Source organism: Streptomyces flavovariabilis, from assembly GCF_000725785.1.
Classification (GTDB): Bacteria; Actinomycetota; Actinomycetes; order Streptomycetales; family Streptomycetaceae; genus Streptomyces; species Streptomyces hawaiiensis.
Genome location: NZ_JNXD01000027.1, coordinates 94,601 through 121,399, shown reverse-complemented (window position 1 = coordinate 121,399; position 26,799 = coordinate 94,601). Strand labels below are relative to the sequence as shown.

At 68.2% G+C, this 26,799-nt stretch carries 20 protein-coding genes and 2 pseudogenes; 7 read left to right on the top strand and 15 right to left on the bottom strand.

From position 1 onward, the window contains the following. The first annotated feature begins 221 nt into the window (after positions 1-221). Complete coding sequence (locus tag IO24_RS0134905; protein WP_031142990.1) at positions 222-740, top strand: hypothetical protein; 519 nt, start codon at positions 222-224, stop codon at positions 738-740. Between the two features lie 84 nt (positions 741-824). Here IO24_RS0134905 and IO24_RS43680 read toward each other — a convergent pair whose 3' ends face one another. The 12 genes from IO24_RS43680 to IO24_RS0134845 form a co-directional block, all read right to left on the bottom strand. After that, a complete protein-coding gene (locus IO24_RS43680) occupies positions 825-1,067 on the bottom strand; it encodes a winged helix-turn-helix transcriptional regulator (RefSeq protein WP_078899554.1) in 243 nt (80 codons plus the stop codon). A gap of 334 nt (positions 1,068-1,401) precedes the next feature. Further along, positions 1,402-2,715: an RICIN domain-containing protein gene (locus tag IO24_RS0134890; protein ID WP_031142986.1), complete on the bottom strand. Its 1,314-nt coding sequence runs from the start codon at positions 2,713-2,715 to the stop codon at positions 1,402-1,404. Positions 2,716-2,851: 136 nt separating this feature from the next. Next, the gene (locus IO24_RS0134885; RefSeq protein ID WP_031142984.1) at positions 2,852-4,771 is read right to left on the bottom strand and encodes a glycosyl hydrolase 53 family protein; all 1,920 of its coding nucleotides are present in this window, start codon (positions 4,769-4,771) and stop codon (positions 2,852-2,854) included. A gap of 130 nt (positions 4,772-4,901) precedes the next feature. Then, entirely contained in the window at positions 4,902-7,157 is a 2,256-nt protein-coding gene (locus tag IO24_RS47715) for a family 43 glycosylhydrolase (RefSeq protein WP_420823249.1), read from the bottom strand. Next, the gene (locus IO24_RS0134875; protein WP_031142980.1) at positions 7,117-8,466 is read right to left on the bottom strand and encodes a right-handed parallel beta-helix repeat-containing protein; all 1,350 of its coding nucleotides are present in this window, start codon (positions 8,464-8,466) and stop codon (positions 7,117-7,119) included. The genes IO24_RS47715 and IO24_RS0134875 overlap by 41 nt, the downstream gene beginning before the upstream one ends. Positions 8,467-8,585: 119 nt before the next feature. Then, on the bottom strand, positions 8,586-9,422 hold the full coding sequence (locus IO24_RS0134870; RefSeq protein ID WP_031142978.1) for a carbohydrate ABC transporter permease: 837 nt from the start codon (positions 9,420-9,422) through the stop codon (positions 8,586-8,588). Then, on the bottom strand, positions 9,412-10,428 hold the full coding sequence (locus IO24_RS0134865) for a carbohydrate ABC transporter permease (protein WP_031142976.1): 1,017 nt from the start codon (positions 10,426-10,428) through the stop codon (positions 9,412-9,414). The genes IO24_RS0134870 and IO24_RS0134865 overlap by 11 nt, the downstream gene beginning before the upstream one ends. Then, positions 10,429-11,712: an ABC transporter substrate-binding protein gene (locus IO24_RS0134860; protein ID WP_031142974.1), complete on the bottom strand. Its 1,284-nt coding sequence runs from the start codon at positions 11,710-11,712 to the stop codon at positions 10,429-10,431. Between the two features lie 235 nt (positions 11,713-11,947). After that, on the bottom strand, positions 11,948-13,186 hold the full coding sequence (locus IO24_RS0134855) for a glycoside hydrolase family 5 protein (protein WP_078899556.1): 1,239 nt from the start codon (positions 13,184-13,186) through the stop codon (positions 11,948-11,950). A gap of 234 nt (positions 13,187-13,420) precedes the next feature. Next, positions 13,421-13,894 (bottom strand): hypothetical protein, encoded by a 474-nt coding sequence (locus IO24_RS43675; protein WP_199808904.1) that lies wholly within the window; start codon positions 13,892-13,894, stop codon positions 13,421-13,423. Positions 13,895-14,433: 539 nt separating this feature from the next. Then, positions 14,434-15,486, bottom strand: a complete 1,053-nt coding sequence (locus IO24_RS0134850) for a PaaX family transcriptional regulator (RefSeq protein WP_234335374.1) — start codon at positions 15,484-15,486, stop codon at positions 14,434-14,436. A gap of 612 nt (positions 15,487-16,098) precedes the next feature. Continuing rightward, complete coding sequence (locus IO24_RS0134845; protein ID WP_031142968.1) at positions 16,099-17,793, bottom strand: M4 family metallopeptidase; 1,695 nt, start codon at positions 17,791-17,793, stop codon at positions 16,099-16,101. Positions 17,794-18,108: 315 nt separating this feature from the next. On the opposite strand from IO24_RS0134845, the gene IO24_RS0134840 reads away from it, so the two are divergent. The 4 genes and pseudogenes from IO24_RS0134840 to IO24_RS43670 all read left to right on the top strand — a co-directional run. After that, the gene (locus tag IO24_RS0134840; RefSeq protein WP_031142966.1) at positions 18,109-20,064 is read left to right on the top strand and encodes a M20/M25/M40 family metallo-hydrolase; all 1,956 of its coding nucleotides are present in this window, start codon (positions 18,109-18,111) and stop codon (positions 20,062-20,064) included. Positions 20,065-20,328: 264 nt separating this feature from the next. Continuing rightward, positions 20,329-20,708: pseudogene (locus IO24_RS46790) on the top strand (hypothetical protein). A 285-nt stretch (positions 20,709-20,993) separates the two neighbouring features. Then, positions 20,994-21,380, top strand: a complete 387-nt coding sequence (locus IO24_RS0134830; RefSeq protein ID WP_031142964.1) for a GNAT family N-acetyltransferase — start codon at positions 20,994-20,996, stop codon at positions 21,378-21,380. A 52-nt stretch (positions 21,381-21,432) separates the two neighbouring features. Continuing rightward, positions 21,433-21,720: pseudogene (locus tag IO24_RS43670) on the top strand (transposase); the annotation flags it as partial. A 123-nt stretch (positions 21,721-21,843) separates the two neighbouring features. Here IO24_RS43670 and IO24_RS0134825 read toward each other — a convergent pair. The 3 genes from IO24_RS0134825 to IO24_RS0134815 all read right to left on the bottom strand — a co-directional run bounded on the left by IO24_RS0134825 (position 21,844) and on the right by IO24_RS0134815 (position 24,161). Then, complete coding sequence (locus IO24_RS0134825) at positions 21,844-22,404, bottom strand: TetR/AcrR family transcriptional regulator (protein ID WP_031142962.1); 561 nt, start codon at positions 22,402-22,404, stop codon at positions 21,844-21,846. Between the two features lie 172 nt (positions 22,405-22,576). Beyond that, positions 22,577-23,968 (bottom strand): Asp-tRNA(Asn)/Glu-tRNA(Gln) amidotransferase GatCAB subunit A, encoded by a 1,392-nt coding sequence (locus IO24_RS0134820; RefSeq protein ID WP_031142960.1) that lies wholly within the window; start codon positions 23,966-23,968, stop codon positions 22,577-22,579. Continuing rightward, a complete protein-coding gene (locus tag IO24_RS0134815; protein WP_031142958.1) occupies positions 23,955-24,161 on the bottom strand; it encodes a hypothetical protein in 207 nt (68 codons plus the stop codon). Before IO24_RS0134815 ends, IO24_RS0134820 begins: the two co-directional genes overlap by 14 nt. Positions 24,162-24,310: 149 nt before the next feature. Here IO24_RS0134815 and IO24_RS0134810 point away from each other — a divergent pair, with 149 nt between their 5' ends. Both IO24_RS0134810 and IO24_RS0134805 read left to right on the top strand, forming a co-directional pair. Then, positions 24,311-25,246: an MBL fold metallo-hydrolase gene (locus tag IO24_RS0134810; RefSeq protein WP_031142956.1), complete on the top strand. Its 936-nt coding sequence runs from the start codon at positions 24,311-24,313 to the stop codon at positions 25,244-25,246. A 423-nt stretch (positions 25,247-25,669) separates the two neighbouring features. Next, positions 25,670-26,620, top strand: a complete 951-nt coding sequence (locus IO24_RS0134805) for an SDR family NAD(P)-dependent oxidoreductase (protein ID WP_031142954.1) — start codon at positions 25,670-25,672, stop codon at positions 26,618-26,620. Positions 26,621-26,799: the final 179 nt, after the last annotated feature.

Sequence of the window (26,799 nt, the reverse complement as noted above, 5' to 3'; positions counted from 1 at the left end):
GATCGGTGAGGGCCCTGGTGGAGCTGCATCCGGGCCCCCGACGGAAGAGACACGCCGATCGTTCCACCGCAAGCCCCCAACTGCCTTCAAAACAAGCGACATCACCCTCAGAACACCAAGCCACCTCCTGTACCCACCAACAAACGTCTCCCCGACTCACGTACGTAGCTACATGACTAACGTGCCTTACACGGCATCAACGCATTGACCTGTAGAGACACTTGACAGCACTGGATAATCATCGACACGACCGCCGCAAGGACGCCTACCTGGCCTACGTCGACGCAGCGCGGGCGTTCATACCCGTAACTGGGGAACTGTTCCGCGCCGAGGAACGCGACTACGTCGCCCATCAGGCCAGTGGCACCGATCTGGAGACCGAGACGCTAGAGCAGACGATCACCTGGGCGGACACACTCTGGACGCCCTTCCCGGCCGAACCCAGTGCTGCCTGGCGCAAGAAGGCACCCGAGCGTCTGCACGCGTTGACCACCGCGTTCGATCGCATTGACCTGGAGGGTCCGCCGGAGGTCATCGCCCCCGGGCTCGCGATCATTGCGTCAGCGCACCGTCTGATCGCGGGCTCCGAACTCTTCGCCAAGGAAGCTGAGCAGGAAGCCGCCGAGGGCGGCAGCGCCACCGAAATGGATCTGCTGCGCGCCGAGGCCCACCACTACAGGATGCTCTGCGGCGAGTTCCGCAAGCAGGCCAAGAAGGCGCTGGATCTCTCAGGCAGCTGAGGCAAATGCCCCAAGCCAGCATGCCCGGAGTCAGCCGAGACGAACACAAGCTGAACCGTCTCACTGATCTCCGGGCACCGCAGGTCACCGACTCGCGCTACCCGGACTTACCTGAGACAGGACAGTGCGGGTGACGATGCCATGGGTCTCGAACTGGCGCAGTCGGCTGGTCAGGGTGTGTGGACTGATGCCGGGCAGGACATCGCGCAGTTCGGTGAAGCGGTGGGGGCCGTGCAGGAGTTCGCGCACGATGAGGGTGGCCCAGGGGCCGTTGAGGAGGGTGAGGAACCGGGCGACACCGCACTCAGGAAGGCAGGGATTGGTCACTGTCTCAAATACAGAAACGTGCTTACATTTTGAGGCGAGGCGAGGGCTAGGTGGCCGCATCCTTCGGCGTCGGTGCCCAGCTGATCCGGGTGTCGTTCGTCGACAGCTCCTTCGCCCGGGACTCATGGCAGACCGCCACCACGGTGTCCGCCGCGCTGGCCCTGCTCGTCTCGGCCGTGTGGGTGGAGGCCCGCACTGCGGAGGCCCGTCATACCCCTCGCCATCATCAGACAGCGCACGATCACTCTGGCCATCTCGGCAGCCTCGCCGTCGGGACCGCCATGTCGGGGCACCGCCCGCCCCGTTGCCCGAGCGGTGCCCCGACAGGTCCTGGTCAGACGCGGCGGCGCGTGAAGCGCTGGTTGAGGTTGCCGCTGTAGGTGTACTGGGAGATGCGGGCGCCGTCGGCGGTCGAGTACTCCCAGACATCCATCGCCAGGCCGGACTCCCGGTTGACGAGGCTGATCACGCCACCGCCGTGGTCGACCACGCGCCACTGCTGGCCGGTGGCGCCGGTGTCGGCCTGCTGGACGACGTCCGCGCCGGTCGCGGTGCCCGTGGGCTGGAGGAACAGGCCGCTGTGCAGTGCCTTGACGCGGACGTGGCCGTTACCGGCGTCGACGAACTCGAACTGCTGGTGGGGGCGACTGTTGGTGGTCCGCTGGACGAGCTGTGCGCCGGCGGCGGTGGAGGCCGCGTTGATCTCGGCGGCCTTGCCGCTGTGCTGGGCCAGCAGGGTGTAGAGGCCCGGGCCGCCGGGCGAGTCGCCCAACTGGGCTTCCCACCTGGTGTTGGACCCGGACGCGTCAGCCGGGAGGCGGTCCCGTGCGGCGGTGTCGCCGTACATGGTCCAGCGGGCCCAGTCGACGACGGTCCTCGGGAAGCGCTGGTCGCTCCAGAAGCTGGTGTGGCTGCCGCCGACGAAGGTGAGGAACGCCTTGGGCCAGGTCATCTCCGAGTACGCCTGCCGGGCCGAGGAGTACTGCGTGGTCGAGTCCCGGTCGCCGTGCACGAACAGGACCTTGGCCGAGACCGAGCTGGACGGGTTGCCCATGTCCACGCAGGACTGGGGATTGGCGGAGATGATCCGGCTGTCGGGCCAGGAGGTCAGCAGGCCGTGGGTGACCATGCCGCCCAGGGAGTGGCCCGAGACGCCGACGCCGATGCCGGTGTTGATGTGCCCGGCCAGCGGTCCGCTCGCGTTGAGCGCGAGGGTGTTGGTGAGGATCTGCGAGACGTCCTTGGAGGTGTTGCCGTTGTTGACGTCGCTGAAGTTGTGGTTGAAGTGCGGGGCGGGGACGATGAAGCCCGCCGAGGCCAGGGCCCGGATGATGAACAGGGAATTCTGCGGGCTGCTTCCGTAGCCGTGGGTCATGTTGTAGACGGGGAAGACCCCGGCCGCGACCGGGGCGTCCGTCACCGGGTTGCCGCCGGCGCTGCCGGTGGCCGGGTAGTAGACGTAGGTGGTGCACGGGCGGCTGCCGCGGGTCCAGTTGTACCGGCGCACGCCGACCGCGAACAACGTGGTCGGCGCTGTGCCCAGCGGGCCGGCGGCGGCCGGTGCCTGTCCCGCGCCGAGCAGGGACAGGCCCACGCCCGTCGCTCCGGCCGCGCTCATGCTGAGAAATGTGCGTCGTCGCATGGTCATGGGATGACTCCTTGGGTGGGGGGTGGGTGGAGCGTTTGGCGTTCCCAGTCGTTGCCGCGGACCGCCTGCCAGGTGGTGTGCGGAACACCACCCGCAGCGCCGGCGCGAACGGGAGGCGATGGTGGCTATGAGGTGGTCAAGTCGTGTTCGCGTGTCCGGTCACGACGTCGATGACCGCCGTGACCGGTCCTGTGCGGGTCGTCCCGGTGACTGTCACCTCACCCGGCCTGTCGGTCGCGCCGGGTGGCAACGCCTGCCAGCGGACGGGGACACGAGTGATTGTGTTGTTGGCGGTGGTGAGCATGCGGATGGAGGAGGGCAGCCTCGGGGCGGCACCCACCACGGTGGCGGTGTAGAAGGTGTCCTGGAGGATGTGCTTGGCGCGGCTGGCGTTGAAGACGTTGATGGACGCGTGCGGCTCCCACGTGTTCGCCAGTCCGGGCACGGCCCGGAACATCGGCTGGTAGCCGGCCGGCTCCCACACCAGCACCCCTGAACCCCGGTTGCCGACCACGTCGTTGACGGCCTGGAAGACCCTCCGGATAGCGTCCGCCTGCCCCTGAATGGTCCGCGGGTAGGGCGAGTTGGGGGCCGGCGAGCCCTCACCGCCCGAGGCGGGGTAGGCGGTTTCGGCGATGTCGATCTCGTAGCCGGGATGGGTGGTGGCCATGGTGTTCAGGTTGCGATCCAGCGCCTCGGGCGTACCGTGCCACTCCGGGTAGTACGAGATGGCCAGCACATCAGGGTTCTGACCCTTCGCCTTCACCCGGGTGAGGAACTGGTGCCAGAACTCCATGGTCTTGGCGAGCTTGTCCTTGTCGACGATCACGTGTATCTCGACCTTGGATTTCGGTGACGCGTCGCGGACGGCCTTCATCCCGGCTGCGGCCAGCGTGGTGAACCGGTCCCACGCCTGGTCGTAGAGCTGTCGCTCCACCGGGTCGGTTGACCGCCAGTACTTCCACAGCAGGCCACCGCCGGGCTTCGACTGGTAGACATCCGCCTGGTCGACGAAGTACGGCGGACTCGTCGTGCCGATCTGGGCCGCCTCGCTGCCGTACATGAAGCCATTGATGATCTCGTTGCCGACGGCTACCTTCTCCGGCGTGGTGCCCTGCCGGATCAACCGCTTCAGATAGTCGGCGGTGAAGTCGTACACGGCCTTGGACAGGTCCGCGAACTCCAGCCCGGCCCAGGCGCGTGGTTTTGGCTGCTTGCTCGGGTCCGCCCATGAGTCCGCGTAGTGGAAGTCGATCCCCAGACCCATGCCCCGCTGTTTGATCCACTTCGCTGAGACCAGCGAGCGCTCCGGACCCTGGCGCGGTATCGGCGTCGGTTGACCGGTGCTCTCGCTGCGCGGCTCGTTGAATATCCGCAGCCGGGTGTGCTGCATGCCGCGGTCCTTGGCCACGTCGAGCAGGTGTGGCCCGGCGCCGCGGTCTTGGGCCAGGGGGTCGACCCAGTACTGCTGGTCCTGGACGTCGTCCATCCAGGACAGGTCGGCGCCGAGGGTGAGGTCGTCGCGCAGGTAGTTGAAGACCTGGAGCTCGCTGACACCAGCCCGGGCACGGTCCTGCGCACCTGTGAACACCAGCCGGACGAAGCGCGTTCCCGGCCGGGTGAACAGGTGCACCTCCCCGCGCGACACGGCTCGGTTGTGGGACCTGTCGGCGATGGTCTTCCACCGGCGACCGTCGGATGAGGCCTCGACGACGTACCGGTGGGCCACGCCACGGTCCGGGAACATCACCTTGACCTTACGCAGGTTGTCGTAGGTACCACCGAGGTCGACGGTGAGCCACTGCCGCGCGCCGGCACGACCGGGCCGCCAGGACGTCGTCGGGTCTCCGTCGATGGCCAGTCCGGCGTTCGACGAGCTGTCGCCGGCTGTCGCCGAGGCCCAGTCCTTGGCAGCGATATTGCTTTCGATCGGCTTGATGTCCGCGGTCCCGAAGGCCGCATGGGCCGGCGCGGGCACCATGAGTAACGTCGCGGACACCATGGTGACCAACGTCGTCGTGCCCGCGATGACGCGGGGCAGACGCTTGCTGCTCATGTCCTTCTCCTGACGGTGTGACTTACTTGCGGCGGGTGCTGTTTCCCACGCGGTCGGCGGTCGTTCTCCATGGCCCTGGACGTGACCCTGTGCGCTCTGCCGGTCAAAGAGACCGGCAGAACATGGGACGTCAGCCAGTGGCGGCACCGACATCGAGGTAGTCGACGTTGGGTAGTCCGGATGCCGTGGTCGGATCCAATCGGATGGTGTTGCTGCCGGCGTTCAACGGGACGGTCACGGTCTTGGTCGTCCACGTCGTCCACGCACCGGTGGACTCGAACGAAACGGTCCCCACCGTGGATCCGTTGACGATCAGGTTCGCCGGCCTCGCACCGCCAGTGGAGCCATTGGCGAACCGGACCGCCACCGTCGCCGTACCAGCGGTCGCCGGGGTCACCGTGAACTGCGCGAAGGCCCCCGCAGCGGCAGTGCCATTGCAGAACCCGCTACCGGAAAAGCCCGCTTGGTTCGAGTCGATCGTGCCCTGGCACAACGCCGGCGCGGTCTCCGCCTCGTATCGCTGTCCCGACGGCGCGTCGGCAGAGGTCTTGACCAGTGAGAGTTGGTCGACGGTGACGCCGCCCGAACCCGACGCTCGCACGGTGACGGTGGCGGCCCCGCCGGGCAGCTCGATGCCGGTGAGCTCGCGCTTGGCCCAGCCGCTCGACGACGGGATGCCGAGGGTGCGTTGACTGCCGTTGGCGCCGGTGATCACGACCTGTCCGGCGCTACCCCGAGCGTGCAGGGACAGGGTGTAGGTGCCTGCGGGCACCGACTCGATCCGCTGCTCGACGCCGCCGCTGTTGCTCACCTGGAGGGCGAAGCGAGACCCGTTCACACCACCGTTGACGTTGGTCACCGAACCGCCGAGGTTCCGCCATCCCCGCACACTGGAGACGATGATGCGGTCAGCCTGGATGTCCGGGTTGAGGATGTAGTTGTTCGCCTGCCCGACACGCCACTCTCCGGTCGTGGCGTTGAACTGCCATTGGCTCACCGAGTGGAACTGCGGCCTCGCGCCGGTCTTGGTTATCGGCACCCACTGGTTGTACCCGATGCCGTTCCAGGCGAAGTCGGCCCAGCGGTCGCCGGCGTAGATCACCGTGTTCTGCTTGGTGCCCTTGACCGTCACGAAGAACCCGGTCTGGGTCACGTGGCTGTAGTCCTTCTCGGTGCCGGCAAGGACGTACTCGCTGCTGTACGAGCCCTGAACGTTGCTGCTGGTCGACTCATTGACGTAGTTGACCGAGGTGTTCCAGCCGTGCAGGTCCGACGCCGCGTGGTAGTACTTGCCGTCGAGCTTGAACATGGCGTTGCCCTCGCGACCGTCGCCGCGGCGGATCTCCACGCCTGGCTCGATCCGCAGCGAGTCGGACTCCCGGAACTTGGCTACGAAGCCTCGCGACCGTCCTTCGCGGTTGGAGAAGATCAGGTAGTCCTTGCCGTTGTCGTCGGTGAAGACGGTCTGATCCCCGGTTCCGGTCGTGGGCGAGTTGGTGATCTGGGTCTGGAAGTGGCCGTAGTCGAAGGTGTCGGTGGGTGAGTCGCCCTGCAGCAGCAGAACACCGTGCCCGCCCCTGCCCGTGTGCCACATCTGCACGGCGAGCACGTACTTGCCGGTGTTCTCGTTGTACGAGACGCCGAGCCGCCCGACCCAGCCCGCACCACCCAGGTTGGCGCCGCTGCCCACGCCGGTGGAGCGCGTCGCGACCCGGTTCTCGAACTTCCAGTTCACCAGGTCCTTGGACGAGTACACGGGGATCGAGACGAAGCTGACGTTGCCGTCGTACTTCTTCGTCGGATTGGCCCGGTAGAGCTCGGCGCCGGTGTAGTGCACGCCGTACCAGTAGTAGGTGTCGCCGAACTTGAAGACCCCACCGCCCTGCGAATAGATGGGGTTGCCGCTGGTGTCGTTCCAGAAGGTGTTGTTCGTGATGGTCTGGAACGTGCCTTCGTCGGCGGCCTCCAGGTCGGCGGCGGCGGTCATCAGTGCCGTCTTCGCGGCGGCGACCTCAGACGTGCCGGCCGACGTGTCGTCGGCGACATCGGCCGCGGCGGTCAACGCCTTGGCGAAGGGCTTCCAGGAGTCAGCCGTGTACTTCGACGGAGTGCGTGTCCGGTAGTCGGACACCAGGTACTTGAGGCCGCGATCCACCACCGGTGCGGCGGCGGCACCCTGGTCCTGGAGCGCCGTTGCCGATGTCTTCGTCGCTGGTGTCTTCGTTGCAGGTGTCTCCGCCGCAGCGGTGCCCGCCGAGAGCGGTGCCGCTAACGCCACGGACAACAATGCGGCGGCGGCCACCTTCCAGTACTTCGAAACGACACGCGATCTTTGCCTCACGATGTCACCTTCCATCGTTCTCAAAGGCGCCGAGATCCGGCGCATTTCCGCTGAAGGGCAGTCCCACGTCGGTGCCCCTGTCGATGAGGGAACTGTTCGCCGAGGGACGGAGGTGGGGCAATACGGGCAGGCTCCCGTCGGTCTGGCGGGGCGCGTCCCAGCCGGACGTCGACACACTCCGGAACTGGGAGTCCGACAGGGGGACACCGAGGTTCCAGGAGTTGTACGCGGCGTTCGTGCCGCTCATGTACGAGGTCGGCGTTCCGGTGTACGCGATGTTGTTGCGCAGGTTGCCCCGGCCGACGGCGGCGCCGGTCGAGTCGACGCCACGCATGTTGAAGTTGGGGTGGTTTCCGTAGCCGGTGTTGTTGAAGAAGTCGTTGGCCACCGGGTGGTGGTTGGCGTAGAAGCCGGCTGCCTTGTTGAGGAACGCCACCGAGGAGCGGACGGTGTGCTTCGGCGCGTTGGCTTCGTAGTCGCCCCCGTAGCCGCCCGACTTGAAGCCGGCTCCGTTGCCGGAGGGCGTCGTCGTCCCCGGCACGTACCCGTTGCGCCAGGCCCACGAGTTCTCGATGATCACAGGCGAGTAGGTGGAGATGAGGTCGAACCCGTCATCGGCGTTCCACCACGCGCGGCAACCCCGGAACACGTTCGCGGCGCGGCCGGCCGGCGTGTAATGCGAACCGAACCCGTCGGCGTTCTCGCCGGGCCCGTCGTTGCTGCGCAGGTCGTAGTTGTCGTGCGAGTCCGAGTTGAGGACGAGGTTGCCGCCCCCGCCGTTGATGAACAGGCCGGTGCCCATGTGGTGGTGGGTGTTGACCTGCTCGAAGACGCCGTTGCTGCCGGAGATCCAGATGCCCCAGGACTCGGCGTTCCGGCTGTTGTTCTGCGGAACGCCCTTGACTTCCAGTCCTTTGAGGTGGAGCCAGCTGCCGGTGACGTTGAAACCCTTGATGCGGCAGTTGTCCGTCATCCGCGAGAAGTCGAAGACCGGTTTCTCACCCGGATGGGCCCAGTACCGGATCGGGTTGCCCGAGCTGCCGCTCTTGTTCAGGGTGATCGCGTCGACTCTGGCGGTCTGGCTCGGACAGGCGCTGTTCGCGCGGGTGTAGGCGTAGGTGCCGCCCCGGAAGTAGACCGTGTCGCCCGCCTTGGCGACGGCCTGTGCACGGGCGATCGATGCCCACGGAGCGGCCTGCGTACCTGCTGCGCCGTCGTTCCCGTTCGGGGCGACGTAGTAGGTGTTTCCGGCCGCCACGGCGCTCGCGGACGCCGGGCCGGGGGCCATGGCGACGGAACTCGCCGTGACCACCGAGAGCAGGAGGGCAGGGGTGACGAACTTCGCGGTTCTCACAGCGTCAGCTCCCGAGTCAGGTGATCTCCGGTGCAGCGGCAGGGCTCGTGCCTGCCTGAGGTGCTCAGCGCAGGTGCGGCAACTGCCTTTTCGAAGGGCGGGACCACGCGCGTGCTTCTTCAGAACTTCATGGCGCCGGCGGCCAGGTTGGCGATGAAGTGGCGCGAGCCGATCAGGAAGACCCCGATCAGCGGGATCACTGACATGAGCGCTCCGGCGATGACCATCGACTGGTCGGTGGTGTAGACGCCGTTCAGCTGCTGCACGGCCACCTGCAGCGTCACCTTGCCCGGGTCGGTCATCACGATCAGTGGCCACAGGTAGTCGTTCCAGATGTGGAAGAAGGTGAAGATCCCCAGGAACGCCAGCCCCGGACGGAGCACCGGCAGCCCCACCGTCCACCACTGGCGGAAGAACCCGGCCCCGTCGACCCTCGACGCCTGGATCAGCTCGTCGGCGATCGCCCCCTGCGCGTACTGGCGCATCCAGAAGATCCCGAACGCGTTGGCCGCACCGGGGATGATCAGCGCCTTGAGCGAGCCGACCCAGCCGAGCCAGGCCAGGGTGACGAACTGCGGCACCAGCGCCAGCTGCATCGGAATCATGAAGGTGGCCAGCACGATCCAGAACAGCACCCTCCGCCCGGGAAAGTCGTACTTGGCGAAGGCGAAGGCGGCCAGCGAGTCGAGGAGCAACACCAGGAAAGTCACGGCTGTGGCGACCACGACGGTGATGCCCATCGATTTCCAGAAGTCGATCCCGTCGAACACCTTGTTCATGTTCTCCCACAGGTGGGGGCCGGGGAGCAGCTCGGGCGGGTAGGCGAAGATGTCCCCGGTGCTGTTCGAGGCCATCACGAACATCCAGTAGAACGGGAAGACCGTGATCAGCACGCCCAGCAGGAGCACGGCGTGGCCCACGATCGTCCGCGACCTGGCGGAGGTCTCAGCGCGCACGGGTCTTCTCCTTCCGCTTGCCGGTGCCGATCGCGTCCTCGTCGTGGCCGCCGATCAGCCGCCAGTTGATGACGGAGAACACCGCGATCAGGAGGAACAGCGCCCAGCCGACCGCTGCGCCATAGCCGAACCGGTTGAAGATGAACGCCTGCTGGTACAGGTGGAGCACGATGGTGGTGGCCTCCCCGCCGGGCCCGCCGACGTTCCCGTTGTCGTCCACCGGGAACAGCACCTGCGGCTCGGTGAACAGTTGCAGCCCGCCGATGGTGGAGGTGACGGCGACGAACAGGATCACCGGGCGGAGCATCGGGAGGGTGATCCGGAAGAATGTCTGGCGGTTGCCGGCGCCGTCGACCTTGGCCGCCTCGAACACGTCGCTGGAGATGGCCTGCAGGCCGGCCAGGCAGATGATGGCGTTGTAGCCGACCCACCGCCAGGTGGTGATCGCCGCCACGGAGGCCTTCATCGCCCACGGGTCGGACAGCCAGCCGACCTCGCCCGCGCTGATCGCCCGCAGCGCGCTGTTGAGCAGCCCGGAGCTGTCGCTGAAGACCGAGCCGAGCACCAGGGTCATCGCCACGATCGAGGTGATGTTCGGGACGAAGTAGGCCACCCGGTAGAACGCCTTGAACCGCACGGCAGTGTGCAGCGCGTAGGCGATGACCAGCGCCAGGAAGACCATCGGGACGGTGGACAGGAGCCAGATGACCAGGGTGTTGCCGATCGACTGCCAGAAGTCGGAGTCGGTCACCAGGTACGCGTAGTTGTCCCAGCCGATCGACCGCATCTCCCCGATACCGTCCCACGACATGAACGACAAGTAGACGGAGAAGCCGACCGGGAAGACGCCGAAGACGGCGAAGAGGATGAAGAACGGTGACACTGCCGCGTACATCGGCCAGTAGCGGCGCCAGCCGGGCAGCGGCCTGGACCCGTCCGGCGGCGGCGTGGCGCCGCTCCCGCGCGGCTTGACGGCCTTCCCACCCAGGGAATCGGCGAGGCCCATTCAGATCGCCCCCTCGCGGGTGAGTTCGCGCTCGACGGTGGCCTGGGCGTCCCTCCATGCCGTGTCGACGTTCTTGCCGGCCTCCACGTTGGCGAGCTCGGCGGCGAAGACGGGGTCGATCACCCGGTCGTACGGGCTCCTGTAAACGGTCTTGACCTGCCGTGCCGACGGGCCGAACACCTCGATGGTGCGTTGCCCACCGTAGAAGGGCCGGGGCTCACGCATCTCCGGCCTCGTGAAGGAGCGCGGCGAAGACGGGAACAACGACATCTCCGTGAACGCCTTGACCTGGTTCTCCGGAGACTGCAACCAGGTGATGAACCGGTAGGCCGCCTCGGGGTTCTTGGAGTACTTGGTGATCGCCAAGAACGAGCCGCCGACGTTGCCCGCGCCGCCCGGCGGGTCGGTCACCCGCCACTCGCCCTCCGTCTTCGGTGCGGCCGACTCCGGAAAGGCCGAGCCCCACCAGACCGCGCCGATCCCGACCGGCTGCCGGCCGCTGGTGACCACGCCGTACAAGTCGGTGGAACCCTCCGGGGCGCCGGCCGACAGGCCGTCCCGACCGATCCGGTAGGCCAGTTCGAATGCCTCGCGCAACTCGTCCCGGTCGCCGACGTACCGGCCGTCCTCGGTCATGAACTTACTGGCCAGCTGGCCCAGCCGGATGCTCCAGACGTGGCGGATGTTGGGGCAGATCACCGCGCGCTCCCGGGACTTCCGCAGCTCCTTGCCCAGGGCGATGAAGCCGTCCCAGTCCGGGGCCCGGGCGGCCAGCTCCTTCGGGTCCGTGGTGATCCCGGCTTGCTTGAGCAGGTCGGTGCGGTAGAACAGCCCGGTGGGGCCGGTGTCCATGGGGAACGCGATCATCCGGCCCTCGGGCGTGATGCACTCGTTCCACTTCCAGTCCAGGTACCGGCTCTTCAGCTCGGCCGCCCCGAAGTCGTTCAGGTCGACGAACACGTCCTGGTGGGGGAAGTAGGTGGCCACGTCCGAGTTGATGCCGATGATGTCCGGCACCAGCGACTTGCCGGCGAGCGCGGTACGCACCTTGGTGTTGAAGTGGCCGCCGATGTTGGTGCGGCTGAGTCTGAAGCCGTCGGCCCCGGGAATGCCCTTCGTCTCCGCCCGGGCGACCAACTCGTCGCTCACCGACCGGTCCCAGGTCCACAGCGTGATCTCATCCGCGTCGCCGAGCGAGCGCTGCGACCCACAGCCGGCCGTCCAGAACCCTCCGGCGGCCGCTCCGGCGCCCAGCGCCAGAAGCCGTCTTCGTGACACTGCCATGGGCGTGTGCACCACCTTCCGAGCGAGCGGCCCACCCCTTGAACGCTCCGGTGGTGGCCGAACTGACATCGCGAACGGCTGCTCTGGTTGACCGGGGGTCGGCGTTTCTTGAGGATGTTCGGCGTTGCCGCCGACGCACACATCGCTGCCCACGAGCGGCGGTGTGGACCTCATGGCTCACAGGGCGAAGCGGCTGCTGCGCAGCTCGGTTCCCGTCGCCGGGCCCCTGGTCCTGCTAAGCGCCAGACGGAAGGCTCTGGCCGGCAGCACGGCTGCCGACGCCGCTCATGATGGCGTTGATGATGCCCTGCTGGGTCACCGTGAGGGAGCGCCGGTTGAAGAGTCCGAACCCGTACCGTTCGGTTGTGCCATTGTCCCAGTAGACGGGGGCCGCCCCGTATTTCTTGGCGGTGGCCGCGACGGCCCGTGCGAAGTCCGCGCGATACCTGTTGTTCGATGAATCGAACGACGACTTGTCGATCGCGCCGTACTCGCCGAGCACTACCGGATACCCCTTCGTGACGAAGGTGTCATGCATCTTTTTGAGCTGGGAATCCAGATAGTCTTCCTGTCCCCAGGTCGAGGTTCGCGATGGATTGGTCGCCGCTCGCCCCCACTGCGTGATGGTGCCGCTTTCCTCTCCGGCGAAGTCCCACGGGCTGTAGTGGTGAACGGAGATCATGATGCGCCGCTCGTTGGCGGGAATGGAGGGGGATCGATACTGGTCGGACGGAAGCGTGAAGCCGTAATTCCCCGCGGTGTAATCGATGTTCGTGTTCCAGCCGGGAACGAGCAGCCACCTTGAACTGTTGTTTCCGCCGGTTTTTCGCACGGTGTCCACGAAGATCTGGTTGTAGCTGTTGATGTTTGAGTAGCACGGTTGGGTCGGGTTGCCGTACTGCCCGTCAAACTCCTCGTTCATGGACTCAAGGATCAGGCGCTGGTCGTAGTTCTTGAACCGGTTCGCGATTTGCTGCCAAGCTTTCTGATACTTGGCCTTGATCGTCGCCTGGGAGGGTGAATCGCAGATCAGCCATGAGCCGTTGATGGTCTTGTAGCCGTCGCCGTGCATGTTGATCATCACATGCAGGCCCCTGTTGTAGGCGTAGTTGACGACTTCTTGGACTCTGTTCAGCCAGGAGGGATTGATCGTGTAGTTCGGTCCGGGTCCTATGTATCCCAAGTAGGAGACGGGGATCCGGATCGTCTTGAACCCTGCCGCCCTCACTTTGTCGATGAGGGCTTGCGTTACGGCCGGCTGACCCCATGCCGTTTCGCTGGGGTATCCGTCGGTGGTGGCTTCGAGTTGGTTCCCCAGATTCCATCCCGCGCCCATGTCGGCCACGATCTGCGAAGCGCTCGACTGGGCCACAGTGTCGGCCGATGCCTGATGTGCCGCGCCGTACACGGATGCGGCAACCGTCATCAGGATGGCAAGGAAAACGGCTCTGAACTTCCCTGCTGGTGAAACCATGAGCTTTCCTCTCTTCAAGCCTTGAGGGTGTCGGCCCCCAAGTGGACCTGTCTGCCTGAGTGCGAGCGGCCGGAGCCGCACCGGGTGTTCGGGGGTGTCGTTCCCGCCCTCAGTCTGGGAACGTACACAGTCAAGAGCGCCACCCACGGCTTGCCTCGCAGTGATCCGAGAAGTGGTCGGAGCTGTGAAGCGCCCGCGCCGTGCACGGGGCCGGGCGCCGTGCGTGGTTGATCCTCAGCTCAGGGCGGATTCCCCAGGTGGTGGAGCTGGAGGTGGTGGGCTCGGGTTGCCCATGTCCACACAGGACATGGGGATCGCGGCGGTGATCCGTGCGTCGGGCCGGGCTGTGAGGCGCAGTGGGGGGCGGGGACGATGGAACCCCGCCTCGGCCAGGGGACGGATCACCGTCAGGGACTTCTGCGGGCTGCTGTTGAAGCCGTGCATGAACTCGCAGACCGGGAAAACACCCTGGGCGGCAGGCGCGTTGGTGACGGGTGAGCCGCCGGGGGCGCCGGTGGCGGGGTAGTGGACGTAGGTCGTCCACCGGCGGCTGCCGCGACTCCAGACGTACTGGCGCACTCCGACCGCGAACCGCCGGCTCGGAGCTCCGGCCCTCGCGGTGGCAACTGCTTGCCCCGTGCCGAGCAGGGATATGCCTACGCCCGCGGCTGCGCTCAGGGTCAGGAAGCTGCGCCGTTGAGTGGTCATGAAGACTCCTGGTGTGGGGGTGTGCGGAGCGCTGCTCGGTCGGGCGCCGGGAAGGGGCATCGGCGATGCTGCGGCGGTGACGCTGACCGAGGTGGTGGGGGAGTAGCCGTGGGGGTGGTCAGGTCGGCGTATCGCGCACGGTGAGGACATACCGGTCTTGCCTGTGGCAGCGACCGTGGTGGTGATGGATGTGGCGTGCTCTTGCGAGCTGAGACACGGCGAGCCGCTCAACACCGGCCGACCGGTGACTCGATCATGGCGAAAGCCCTTCGCGACCCACCCGCTCGCCCATCTGATGGGGAGACGGGAATTCCGCGGAAGCGTCGCAGAGGTGCCTCTCCTTCCACTCGTCGTGCGCCGGCGCTTCTGGGAGCGTTCCCATGGGGTCTTGCAACAGTCAGAGTCCCGATCGGGTGCCGATCTGTCAATCATCGGAGCCCAACTCGGTTGCCTTCGACGGGCATTCGACAGATCGCAGGGCGGGAGGCGCTGTGTGGTGTCTCCGCGGTCCGCCCGGTCACGCTCGCGGGGGTCCGTCGTCAGCCGTGGCCGATACCCGCACTCATGCCGGCGATCGTATGGGCCCGGATGTCGAGATGCGGCCCCTCCGCGCATCGGGTCGCCACAGCGCGGACATGGTCCTGGGCCGGCTGGAGGAGACCGTCGTACACCGCGACGCAGACTTCCCGCGCCCGTGACCGGGGCCAGCCGGGCGGCAGCAGCCCGATGGGGAGCAACGGGTCCAGGATGGGGAAGTGCCGGTAGGCGTGCATGACCTCGGTCCGGGCGCGCACCGCATCGGCACCGGTGACGCCGTCGGCGCTGATGTGCGGAAGCAAGCCGCTCCAACGGCTGATGAAAGCCCGGTAGTGCTCGGCGATGCCAGGCAGGTCCCACGCCTCGACCGGGTTGCGGTCAACCTCCGTATCCAGATCCTCCTGCCGAGCGCGGAACACGGTCACCGCTCCCCGCGCCAGGTGGGCCACCTCGATCCGCCCCTTGGGGGTCAGGGGGTGCGGCGACACCCAGAGCGCGTCGTACAGCGGCGCGAATCCGCGCCAACGCAGCGCGGTGCGCAACGCGCGCCGCCGCGTGCTCTCCTGTTCCGGGACGGAGAAGGCGATCAGTGTCCACTGGCCGTCCCATGAGTCGGGTTGAGTGGTGAAGGTGGCGATCGAGCTGGCGCCGCTCCACAGGTCGACGGCGGCCTCCGACGTCAGCCGGTAGGAGCTGTACCGCCCTTGCCGGCTGTTCTCCAGCACCCCTCGGCGCATCAGTCTGCTGATCGTCGTACGCGCGGCGGCCGCGGTCACCTGGAACTCGCCGAGCAATGCCACGATCGCCGCCGACGGCAACCAGGCCCGAACGGGGAACGTGTAGTCGGCGATCAAAGTCACCGCGAGTCCCTGCGGCGAGACGCTGCTCTGCCAGCCGGGTGACTGCACGGGTCCGGCGGCGCCGTCACCCTCGTCGGAGAAGATCTCCTCGAGGTTGGCCAGGTTCGGCAAGGTCGGCTCCGACGCGGTGGACACGGTCGACACCACTGTAACGGTTGTGAAATCGCCGGGTTGAGCCCTGCCTTGATGCTCCATCCTGCGGGACCTGCGGGCAGGTGGAACGTCCAGGCAGTGCCAGGTGCGCCACACCGGTGTACTTGGAGGGCGGCGGCAGCGCACCGTCAGCCTGGCCCGCTGATGACCTGGCGGCGCAGGAAAAGGTTCATGGCGCTCATGGCCAGCACTGTCTGGCCGTGCTGGTTGAGGACCTCGATAGTCCTCGAAGTACCGGTCCTCGATCGGGGTGGCGAAGTCGGTGTCGCTCAGGGTCGTGGTGGTGCCTGTCGTCGTGCGCGGTGCGGAAGCGGCCGTCGGGTGATGAGATTCGGTCCGTCGCGTTTGGTACGCCGCATTCGCCGTCTCACCCCCGTCGTTCACCCGGTCGCGAGGTCTTCCAGGGCGTCGCGTTCCAGGGCGGCGGAGGCGGCGACGCCGCCACCCAGGTGGCGCCGCTGACGCCCGCCGAGGCCACGTCCTGGCCGGTGAGGAGGAGACCGGGGTTGTGGGTGTGGGCGCCGAGGTCACGCAGGGCGAAACGTTGCGGGGTGCGGGCTCGGTACTCCGGCCCCCTCCTGTCCGCATCCCGATGACCACGTTCGTGTTCGTGCGCCCCGCCGTCCGCCCGCGACTCCGGTCCACCCGGGACACTCAGGCGATGCCCACCTTCTGATACGCCTCGCCGATCGCCGTCTGCGCGGCGGTCCGCAGCGGGGCGTTGCCGGAGAGGTACGTGCCGGCTACGTCCCGCAGCGCCCGGTGCATGTCCTCGAACTCCGACTCCCTCAGCAGTCGCACCAGGGCGAGATAGATCAGCAGCGCCCACTCCTCGACCTTGAGGACCGGCTTGCCCGCCGTGTCCACTGAGGCGAGCAGGTGGAACATCGCCTTGTTGTGGATGTTGCTGTTGGTGTGCACCCCGCCGCTGTCGCGCGTCGTGCGCAGATAGTCGCGCATGTGGTCGGGATCGCCGGTCCGGACGGGATCGCTCATGTCGCGCAGCGGCAGCCCGCCGCCGCCCAGCTTGGCCCCGATCTCCCAGTTCCACGTGCGTACGTCCTCGCGGTCCGGTGCCTGGTACCAGTTGGCGATGATGACGCCCATCGTGTCCGCCAGCGACTCGTTCAGGGCGCCGGACTGGTCCTGGTAGACCAGGTCGCTGGAGGTCTCGATCACCCCGTGGGTCATCTCGTGGGCGATGATGTCGAAATGCCGGGCCAGGCTGATCAGGCGGGTCCCGTCGGACACCTGGCCGTACCACATCCGCCTCTTGAACCAGACGGCGTTGAACCATTCGGGTCCCGGCCCGTCCTCGTGGTAGGTGCAGTTGACCATGGAGATCAGGTCCATGTCGGCGTCGTCGATGCCGTTCCGGTACAGCTGGTCGCGGTAGAACCTCTCCACCCGCTCGGCGTTGACATGCGCCGAGACCCCGGCCCGGTGGCCGTCGCCGAAGTCCGCCTGCGGCGAGCCGATCGCCGAGGCCGGCGGCCGGGCGGTGTCGATGTCGGCGAAGTCCAGGTCGTAGGTGGCGATCTGCCGCCACTTGTCGTGAAGCAGGTACGAGCCGTCCTGCCGGCTGCCCTGGATCCGGTGACGGACAGTGACCTCGTCCTCTCCCTCCAACCGGGTGGGCACGGTGATCGTGGGGGCCATCCCGTACGACTTGAGGAGCTCGCCGGAGTACGCGTCGACGAGGTAGCCGGTGAGCGGGAAGGCGTCGCGCGGCGACGACCCGAGGCCATGGCCGCGCTGACCTTCCTCACGGCGGTTTTCCGGCAGTTGGGCCGGCACTTCACGCACGTGCCAGACCAGGTGCCAGTGGTCGTCCCGGCTGACGTACGCCAGCGTCGGCGGCGGCAGCTCCTCGGCGCTGATCGTGCTGCCGGTCGCCGCCTTGACCCGCTCCAGGGCCTCCGTGCCCGACAGTTCCGGCACGGAGCCGACCCCGGTCACCTCGCCGAGCTTGCCGTCCATCGAGACCAGCCGCTGGTCCTCGTCTATCTCGACCAGCACCTCGGCGCCGAAGACGGGGATCTCCTGCTGGGTCTGCTCGAAGCGGACCAGAGTGGTGCCGGTGCCTGCCTGGTGGCGCTCCGTGCTCAGGGCGAGATCGGGCACCCGCTCCGGCCGGTCCTCCCGAACGGCCTCACGCAGCGCCGGCGCCTCCTCCTGCGCGAGCTTCTCGGCCAGGTAGAACCGTGCGGCGGACTCGGCCGAGTTGAAACCCCGGGGCTCAGCGCCCTCCGGGGCTCTCACCCCGCGAACCGACTCGGGCCCCGGAGGCGCGCCGCCCGCCTGCGGGTCGTCGGTGAAGTGATAGCGGAATCTTTCCAGATGCGACATGACTGTGACCCCTTGCTGCGCCCCTCGCCGATTCTGTCCCACCCCCGTGCCGTTCCCACCGTTCGCATATGCCCCCTTCAAACGTCACACCGCGGTGTGCAGGCGGCAACCGGACGGTTCGGCGCACCGGGCAACCCGTATCCCGTTCAACTGTGGGACGTTGAACGGGATCCCCTCTACGCCCCGGGATGCGGGAACGCAACCGCGGGCCGAGGATGGACTCATCGGGAGCCTGTTCTCGAAGCAGCCTGCACGGTCGCGGGCGTCGCCGCGGGGCCACAGGGCCCCGGGCTCCCGGGTCGCGGAGGAACTGAGATGCCCGTGCTCTTCTTCGACATCGGGGCGACCCTGGCGGATGGCCGGCTCGAGGCCGACGGCTCGCTGACGCTACTGCCCCGGCCGCGCGTCGTCGCTGTGCTCGACTCCTTGCGTGAGGTGCCCAAGGGCATCATCTCCAACCCCGGAACGAGCGAAGGCGCAGCCGCCTCGGCTGCGGCGGCGCTTCACGAGGCCTTCCCCGGCCGTTTTCCGGACGACGGTCTGGTGCACTGGGGTCCGAAGAACAGCCGGCGGCTCTTCGAGGAGGCGGTCGCGAGCGCGGCGGGTGCGAGGGCGGGAGCCGTCGAGGCCGACGAGTGCGTCTTTGTGGGGGAGGACTCTCAGGAGCGTGCGTTCGCTCGGGAAGCGGGGATGCGCACCGCAGCCCATCCCGTGTTCACCCTCGCGGCCATGGAGAACCGTCCCGCCTTCTGGACACGGATCGAGCTGCCGGAAGGCCAGGAACTGCCCGGGCTGGCGGCGGTCGCGAACGAGGCCGAGGTCGTTCCGGTGCATGTCGCCTCCGAGCGGCTCGTACTCGCCATGGCCACCACGCGCGGCGTCCACACACTCGAACGGGCCGGATTCACCGTGGACATGCGCGGACACGTGGAGGACACGGCAGCCTTCCTCGTCCGCGACAACCGTCCGCTCCAGGTCGCCGACACCTTCGCGGACACCCCGTCCGCCACCCGCTACGCGGCCGAAACGTCGCTGCGCGCACGGGCCGTCTTCGGCTTCGTCGCCGATGAACTAGCGGGAACGGCGACTCCGCCGGTCGCTTCGCTGGGGCCCGCACCGGGCGGTGTCTATCTCGCCGCGCCTGCCGGTACCCCGGTCGAGGATGTGCACCTGCCCGGCGCGAAGCCCGGACACACCGAACGGCTGCTGCCCGACCCAGCCCTCCTCGCCCCGCGCGACGAGGTGCGGCCCGCAGGCCTCACCGCGATGGCCGGTGATGGTCTCCCCTCCACCCGGACGATCGCCGTGGTCGGTGCGGCCGTGACCCCCGACGTGCTGCGCGGGCACGTGGCCCGCATCTCCGGGATCGAGCCGCTGGTGGCGGGCCGGCCACTGAAGGTCCGCAGCCGCGACGCATCGGCCGAGGACAACGGACGGGTCGTCGAGGCGCTGGCGCGCCGGTTCCAGGACCTCGGGCTGACAGTCCGACTGCACCCCTTCCGGTGGCGCGGACATCAGCTGTTCAATGTGGAGGCCGAGCACCGTGTCACCGGCGCCGACTCCACCGTGCTCATCACCGCGCATCTGGATTCCACCGCGGCCAATGGTGAGTTCTTCGACGCGGACGGCGAGCCGCGCCTGTACGACCCGGCCGTGGATCCGGCACCGGGCGCCGACGACGACGGGAGCGGCACCGCGGGCGTCATGGCTGCGGCCGAGTGTCTGAAGGTGCTGCTCGAAGACGGTGGCGCGCCGACCCGCAACGTACGCTTCGTACTCTTCAACGCCGAGGAACAGGCGCTGGTCGGCAGCAAGTTCTACGCACGGGCTGCCGCTGCGGCGGGCGACCGCATCGCCGGTGTATTCCAGATGGACATGATCGCGGGCCGGCAGCAGGGGACCACGCCCACCGTCGAGATCCACAGCGGCTCCTCGGTGCCGGGCCCGGTCGTGAGCGCGTCCGACGCACTGGGCGGCCGTGTCGCGCGTACCGTCCCGGTCATCGACCCCGAGGTGACGGTCCAGCAGGTCACCGGTGCCGACGACCCGGCGGTGGGGCGCAGCGACCATGCGAGCTTCCACGAGCGGGGGTGGGCGGCCGTCGCCGTCTCCGAAGATCTGTTCTCCACGCCCGACGGCGCACCCGGGAACGGCACCCGGCAGTACCACACCCCGGGCGACACCCTCCACGACCAGGACCACAGCACGGACTTCGCGGCCACCGTCGCGCGATCCGTCACCGCGACCGCCTTGACGCTCGCCGGTCTGTGATCCATGTTCGCGCCCTCCCACTCCTCCGCAGGCATCGCATGCGTCGGCGTGGATAGGACCATAACCACATGGTCGGCGTGACGGCCGTCGGCGCTGATCGCGGAGAACGCCGAGCGGTTCCGTTCCGTCCAGCGGCGCAGCAATCTTCCCTGCCGGATCTTCTTCGCCCACCAGGCAAACCGGTCCGGCGCCTCGCGGCGGCCGGCCCAGGCATCGGCATCGACGTCGCGATCACCGGTCGGGCCGGAGGAAGACACCCACGATGTGGAGCCCGGCCCGTTGGATAGTCGCGGTTTCTCCCAGCTCGTGGCACTCCTCAGCGCTCTGGTCGGCACGGACCGGCCCTCGCTCACCCTGGCCGGACTCTCCCTACTGGCCCGCCACAGGGTTTGTGCGCCCGTTTCACCGCGGCCCCCGGCACGGCCGTACTGTGCTGGCTCTTCCTCAACGGCTTCGCCATCCCGCCCACCGGCACCCTCACCTTTCCCGGGCAACGCGACACGTCCTGGCTCGCCTGCCTGCTCGCCGCAACCCTCATCGGTTCACCTGTAGTCGTCTACCTCGTGGTGCTGTCAGCGAGACGGCTGCGCGGGCAGTGGCTGCCCGCCCTGGGCTGTGACGGTCCCACCTGGAACAGGTCGTAAGGGGCGTCCGCCCATGCCAGCGAGGGCACGAAAGCGCAGGTCAGGTCCTACTGATCCGACAGGGTGGGCCCAGTTCGTGATAGCTGCGTGATCGCGGGTGATACAACAACGCCCGCCAGAAACCGTTCCGACGGGGACTTCCGCGCGGAGCCGTGAGGCGCCGGAGCGCTCCGGCGTGAGATCGGTTGCGCTCGCACGAGTGGTTCCCGGGAGCGGTGAAGGAACGCCGGCCCTGGCTGCCGACCCGCCGCAGGAAGGCACTCCCCGGTGCGAAATACTCTCCCGATGGGTGCACGCACTTTCTCGACCAGCCGGCCGGTCACGATACGGAGGGCAGTCGCGCGGGATGCCAAACGGCTCACGCGGCTCGTGCGTGGCTCAGGCGCCTACGAGGGCAAGTACGCGGCCGCAGTGGCGGGCTACCGGGTCGGTCCTGATTACATCGAGGCCCACCGTGCCTTCGTCGCCGTCGGCACCGATGAGCATGGAGGCCGGGTCCTCGGGTCCGAGGCCCGTGCCGCCGGGCTCGACCGTGTCAAGGTCGTGTCGCATGTTCCCGCCGAGGACTTCTACCACCGCGTCGGTGCAGTGCGGACCGGGACCGTGCTCGCGAACCCGCCCGCCGTGCCGTGGGACCGTCCCGAATTCGAGTTTCGCATTTCTTCGGAATGACGCGGTGTGCCGGTTCACAGGGCACCGTCTTCGCCTGCATGGTGACCGCTAGGCCCTGCGCGGCATCCCGTTTGTCCTGCACACCGGCATCCAGGGGGAGTACCTGCCCCAGGAGCTCGGCTTTGGCTCGGGCATGACCTGCTGGCGCCGCCTGGCGGCCTGGAACGAGGCCGGCGTCTGGGACCAGCCCCACCAGCTGCTGCTGAACAAGCTTCGGTCGAAGAATCAGCTGGACCGGTCGCGGACGGTGATCGGCTCCTCCCGCGTCCGGGCCGCGGGCAGGGGCCCAAGAGCGGGACCCAGCCCGGTCGACCGCGCACGCCCGGGCAGCAAGCACCACAACCCGACTCCTGCCCCTGCTGGACAAGAATCCAGCGGTCGCGACGGCTCGGGGAGGGAGCCGACGCCCTGGCCCGCCAGGCGTTGATGACCCGTACGGGTCGCTCCGGTGCGGGTTTCGCTGTCAGGGCCGGTCGAGGGCGTTCGTCACGAGTTCGCGCGCGTACGCGGCGTCCAGGCGGCCGGGGCGGAAGAGAATGCGGTACATCATCGGCGCCACGACCCGGTCGATCACCCGTTCCGTCTCGGGCACTGCCTCTCCGCGCCGCGTGGCACGGCTCAGGATGGCGTCAATCTGCTCCGCGGCGTAGGCGGAGCACTGGCCGGCATTGGTGCCGTCCGGATCACCGAGGAGCGCATCCCTGATGTACGCACGCCCGGGTGGAGAGGCCATCTCGTCGAGGAACTGCTCCGCCCATGCGTCGAGGTCGGCCCGCAGGCTGCCGAGATCGACGGGATCAGTCTCCGGGCGCAGCCGTTCGACTGCGACGTCGGACAGGAGTTCCTGCAGGTCACCCCAACGGCGGTAGATCGTGGAAGGTGTCACGCCGGCCCGGGCCGCCACCAGGGGCACGGTCAGTGCTTCGCGGCCCGTCTCGCCGACAAGTTCACGGACCGCGGCATGAACGGACTCCTGCACACGGGCGCTGCGCCCGCCGGGGCGCGTCATGGGCTTGGGGCTCATGCGTGCCACCTTAATGCGAATAAGTTGCTTCTAATAGCACCCGTCCCGTTCTCCGCGGCAGGTGCCCGGGGTGGCGCCGCCACCGCCCTGGGCACTGCACCATCTGAAGCCGGCGGACCGAGAAGCTCTGTCGGGCGTCCCGGGGCGAGCACGAGGGGACTTCCGCCGGTCCTCAGGCCGCCACCGGGGCGATCCGCCCCACGTCGGCAGCCGCCTCCTCGTATACCCGCCCAACGCGCAGCACCGTCGCGTCCCGGAAGGGGCGCGCCATCAGCTGCATACCGATCGGCAGTCCGGCGTGATCGTGCCCGACCGGCAATGTGAGGGCCGGAACGCCGGTGATGTTGGCCGGGGCGGAGAGGCGGACATAACTGTCGGACACCGCTTCCACGGTGCCGTCGGCCCATTCGACCGTGTCCTGGCCGGACTTCGCGGCTGTCATCGGCACTGTCGGGGCGGCGAGGACGTCGATCCCGCCGAACATGCGAGCCCAGTCGTCGCGCATCATGGTGCGGGCCCGCTGGGCGCGCAGGTAGTCGCCGGCCGATGTGAGTTCGCCGGCCTCGAGCAGGGCGCGTACGTCCGGGGTGTACAGGTCGGGGACGGCCCGCAATGACCGCTCGTGGTAGGCCGTGGCCTCGGGAACCATCAGCCCCCACTGGATGGCCTGGATGTAGCGCGCCATCGGGATCTCTACCTCTACGAGCTTCGCGCCGAGCTCCGTCAGCCGCTCGATCGCCCGGCGTACGGCCTCCTCGACTTCGGGCGAGACCCTGTCGAAGAAGTGGTTGCGGGGGATGCCGACCCTGAGCCCCTTCAGGTCTCCGCTGCCGGTGACGTCCAGCGGGGGGCCGGACACACTCGCCGGGTCGCGCGGGTCGTACCCGGCCGTCGCGGCCAGTACCAGAGCCGCGTCCGTCGCGCTGCGGGTGAGGGGTCCGACATGGTCCAGGGACCAGGACAGCGAGGTCACACCGGAACGGGACACGAGACCGTAGGTCGGCTTGAGGCCCACCACGCCGTTGAGTGCGGCGGGGACCCGGATGGAGCCTCCCGTATCGGTGCCCAGGGCGAACGTCGCCTCACCCGCGGCGACCGCCACCGCCGAGCCGCCACTCGACCCTCCGGCGACGCGGCTCTGGTCCCAGGCGTTGCTGGTCTGCGGGGTGGTCAGGCCGTAGGCGAACTCATGGGTGTGCGTCTTGCCCAGGAGAACGGCCCCGGCAGCCTTCAGGCGTGCGGCCACCTGGCTGTCGTGGTCCGCGATGTGCCCGGCCCGGACGTCCGAGCTCGCCGTGGTGGGCAGGCCGGCGGCGTCGATCAGGTCCTTGAGGCCCATGGGGATCCCGTGCAGCGGACTGCGCGGTCCGGTTTCGGAGATTTCCCGTTCGGCGCGAACCGCCGCGGCCGTAGCGGCGTCCGCTGCGACGGTGGCGTAGGCGCGGAGCCGTCCGTCGACCGCGCCGATGCGGGCCAGTACGGATTCGGTGAGCTCGACCGGGGACAATTCCCGTGCGCGGAGGGCGCGGGCCGCCTCGGCGAGGGACAGTTCAAAGGGTTGCATCGACGTTCTCCTGTCCGGCCCGATACGAGACCGCAGGGGGTGTGTCGGCGAAGTCGAGTTCCCGCAGCGTGGCAATGACGGAGTGGATGTGGTTGGCGGTCGCAGCCACCCCTTCGTGACGGTCGTCCCCGAGGGCGAGTCCCGCCCGCAGCGCGCCTTGAGCCGCCTGCCGGGGAGTGAGTTCGCTGGTCATGGTGTCCTTCCAGCTCTGTGCGGTGCATCGGTCCGGGAACTGTCCACGGCCCGCGCGCCTAAAAGCGAATCGTTTGCCTTAGGTGACGGTAGGACCTACGGTGGCTTAAAGCAAACCAGTTGCTTTAGTAGACGTAAGGGAAGATCACCGTGTCCGCGACCCCGCAGCTCAGTGCCCCCGCCACCGCACAGGCCCCCTCATGGTCCGTGGGCGACCACACCGTGCGACGTATCGACGAAACGGCTCTTCCCGCCGCGACCGGCCCGTGGCTGCTGCCCGGGGCGACTGCGGACGTCGTGACCCGGACCCCTTGGCTGCGCCCCCACTTCGCCGACGAAGCGGGAGTCCTCCGGCTGGCAAGCCACAGTTTCGCGGTCGAGGTGGACGGGCTGCGGATACTCGTCGACACCGGCATCGGAAACGGAAAGCGGCGCACCAATCCCGCCTGGCACAACCTGAACAGCGACTACGAGGCGCGACTGACGGCGGAAGGCTTCTCACCGGAGACCGTGGACTTCGTCATCCTGACCCACCTCCACACCGACCACGTGGGCTGGAACACACGGTCCGAAGGCGGCAGTTGGGTCCCAACCTTCCCCAACGCGCGCTATCTCACCTCGCATAGCGAATGGAGCTACTGGGCCGGTGTCGAGATGGAGGACGCGCGGCAACAGATGTTCCAGGACTCGGTGTACCCCGTCCGGGACGCAGGCCTTCTCGACCTCGTCGACATCGCGGACGTGGGCACGGAGATCGCGCCGGGCGTCCGTCTGCTGCCCAGCCCCGGCCACACTCCGGGCCAGGTGACGGTGGAGCTGAGCAGCCAGGGTGAGAGCGCACTCATCAGCGGCGACAGCATCCACCACCCGGTCCAGATAGGGCATCCCGAACTCTGCAGCTGCGTGGACATCGCACCCGAACTCGCCGCCAGGACCCGGCACCGGATGCTCGACTCGCTGGCCGGCACCTCAACCCTGCTGCTCGGCAGCCACTTCCCGCCGCCGACCGCCGGTCATGTGCGGCGCGAGGGCAATGCGTACCGGCTGGCGCCGATCGCACCCGGGGGTGCAACGGTCCGCGGCTGAGCCGAGGGCCGCCGCCGCATCTGCCGCCGCAAGGGCAACCATTCACCAGGCCGTGCTCGCCACGGCCCGCCTGCTCAACGACGCGGAGTCAGGGGAGCGGCCTCGGGGCCGACGGGCAGCAGTCGGCGGTGGCGGAGCTTCAGCGCGGTTCGTCGATCACGCCACGTCGATGCCCAGCCCGATGTCCGGCCGGCAGAACTGGCACGGCTCAACATGGCTATTCAGCGGTCCAGTTGGCCACGGTGATGGTCAGGGTCAACGGCGGGCTGCAACGGACCAGCACCGCGTCGGCAATACCTCGGCCGTCCGGCGGGGCTGTCGGTGATCTGCAGGCGATGTGTCGGGGGCCGCTGGAACCGTGGGCGTCGAGCTGCCCTGCAGGGCAGCCGCAGCAGCCTTCACCAGCAAGGGAGCCCCGCCGCGATGTCGTCCACATCCTCCATCCTGCCCTGGGATGTTCAACGGCTGCCGCGTGCCGATGGCAGCGTCTTCCTGGTCACCGGCGGCAACGCCGGCATCGGGTACTTCGTCGCGGAGCAGTTGTCCGCAACCGGAGCCACGGTCGTACTGGGCAGCCGGAATCCCGCGAAGGCCGAAGTCGCCACGGCCTCGATCCGCTCGCGTGTCCCTGGCGCACGGGTGCGGGCCGTACGGCTGGACCTTGCCGACCTCTCGTCGCTCAGAACAGCGGTGGAATCACTGGATGTGGAGTGCCTCGACGCGGTGGTCCACAACGCCGGCGTCGCGCTCGACGACCCGCCGCGCCGGGAGACCGGGGACGGTCACGAGCTCATGTTCGGCACGAACCACCTCGGGCACTTCGCGCTGACCCACTGGCTGATGCCGCTGTTGTCGGCCGCACCCGCGGCCCGCATCGTGACCATGGGCAGCTTCGCGGCGAAGTCCGAGCGGCTCGACCTCGACGACCTGCAGTCCCGGAAGGACTACCGGCCCAAGCGCGCCTACGGACGCTCCAAGCTGGCGCAGATGTACTTCGGCCTCGAACTCGACCGCCACCTGCGCGCCGTCGACAGCACGATGGCAAGCGTGGTGGTCCATCCCGGCGGCGCGCTGGACTCCCTGACCCCGTCACGGCCGCCAGTCCATGTGCGGACCGCTGCTGCGCGCCTCCGCGGGGCACCAGCCGCCCTCCTCGTCCAGGGCAAGCACGCCGGTGCATGGCCCGCGGTCCGAGCGGTGCTCGACCCGACCGTGCGCGGAGGACAGCAGTGGGGACCGAGCGTCTTCAGCCTGCGCGGCAAGCCCCGGCATGAACCGGTGTGGAACCACCTCGCCGACACCTCCGTAGCGGCGCGGTTGTGGGACGCCGGCCGTGACCTGACCGGCGTCGACCTCGGCGCCGTCCCCGGATAGGCCCAGGCGCGCGCCGGCCAACAACCGTGCTCAGGTGGGCCAACTGTGACGCTCGGTCACATGTGTTCGTACAGGTCGGCTGATGTCGGCGAGGGCGCGGCGGGCGCCGACGACGAGCTGAAACGGGGTGTTCGCCGGGTCGCAGGCGTACGCCTCAAACGCCGACCGGCTTGCTCGGC

What these genes read in the sequence shown, in the direction of transcription:
- IO24_RS0134890 (WP_031142986.1), bottom strand. Translation starts at nt 2,715, where the DNA reads ATGACCATGCGACGACGCACATTTCTCAGCATGAGCGCGGCCGGAGCG.
- IO24_RS0134885 (WP_031142984.1), bottom strand. Translation starts at nt 4,771, where the DNA reads ATGAGCAGCAAGCGTCTGCCCCGCGTCATCGCGGGCACGACGACGTTG.
- IO24_RS47715 (WP_420823249.1), bottom strand. Translation starts at nt 7,157, where the DNA reads ATGCGCCGGATCTCGGCGCCTTTGAGAACGATGGAAGGTGACATCGTG.
- IO24_RS0134865 (WP_031142976.1), bottom strand. Translation starts at nt 10,428, where the DNA reads ATGGGCCTCGCCGATTCCCTGGGTGGGAAGGCCGTCAAGCCGCGCGGG.
- IO24_RS0134860 (WP_031142974.1), bottom strand. Translation starts at nt 11,712, where the DNA reads ATGGCAGTGTCACGAAGACGGCTTCTGGCGCTGGGCGCCGGAGCGGCC.
- IO24_RS0134855 (WP_078899556.1), bottom strand. Translation starts at nt 13,186, where the DNA reads ATGGTTTCACCAGCAGGGAAGTTCAGAGCCGTTTTCCTTGCCATCCTG.
- IO24_RS43675 (WP_199808904.1), bottom strand. Translation starts at nt 13,894, where the DNA reads ATGACCACTCAACGGCGCAGCTTCCTGACCCTGAGCGCAGCCGCGGGC.
- IO24_RS0134850 (WP_234335374.1), bottom strand. Translation starts at nt 15,486, where the DNA reads ATGGAGCATCAAGGCAGGGCTCAACCCGGCGATTTCACAACCGTTACA.
- IO24_RS0134845 (WP_031142968.1), bottom strand. Translation starts at nt 17,793, where the DNA reads ATGTCGCATCTGGAAAGATTCCGCTATCACTTCACCGACGACCCGCAG.
- IO24_RS0134840 (WP_031142966.1), top strand. Translation starts at nt 18,109, where the DNA reads ATGCCCGTGCTCTTCTTCGACATCGGGGCGACCCTGGCGGATGGCCGG.
- IO24_RS0134830 (WP_031142964.1), top strand. Translation starts at nt 20,994, where the DNA reads ATGGGTGCACGCACTTTCTCGACCAGCCGGCCGGTCACGATACGGAGG.
- IO24_RS0134825 (WP_031142962.1), bottom strand. Translation starts at nt 22,404, where the DNA reads ATGAGCCCCAAGCCCATGACGCGCCCCGGCGGGCGCAGCGCCCGTGTG.
- IO24_RS0134820 (WP_031142960.1), bottom strand. Translation starts at nt 23,968, where the DNA reads ATGCAACCCTTTGAACTGTCCCTCGCCGAGGCGGCCCGCGCCCTCCGC.
- IO24_RS0134815 (WP_031142958.1), bottom strand. Translation starts at nt 24,161, where the DNA reads ATGACCAGCGAACTCACTCCCCGGCAGGCGGCTCAAGGCGCGCTGCGG.
- IO24_RS0134805 (WP_031142954.1), top strand. Translation starts at nt 25,670, where the DNA reads ATGTCGTCCACATCCTCCATCCTGCCCTGGGATGTTCAACGGCTGCCG.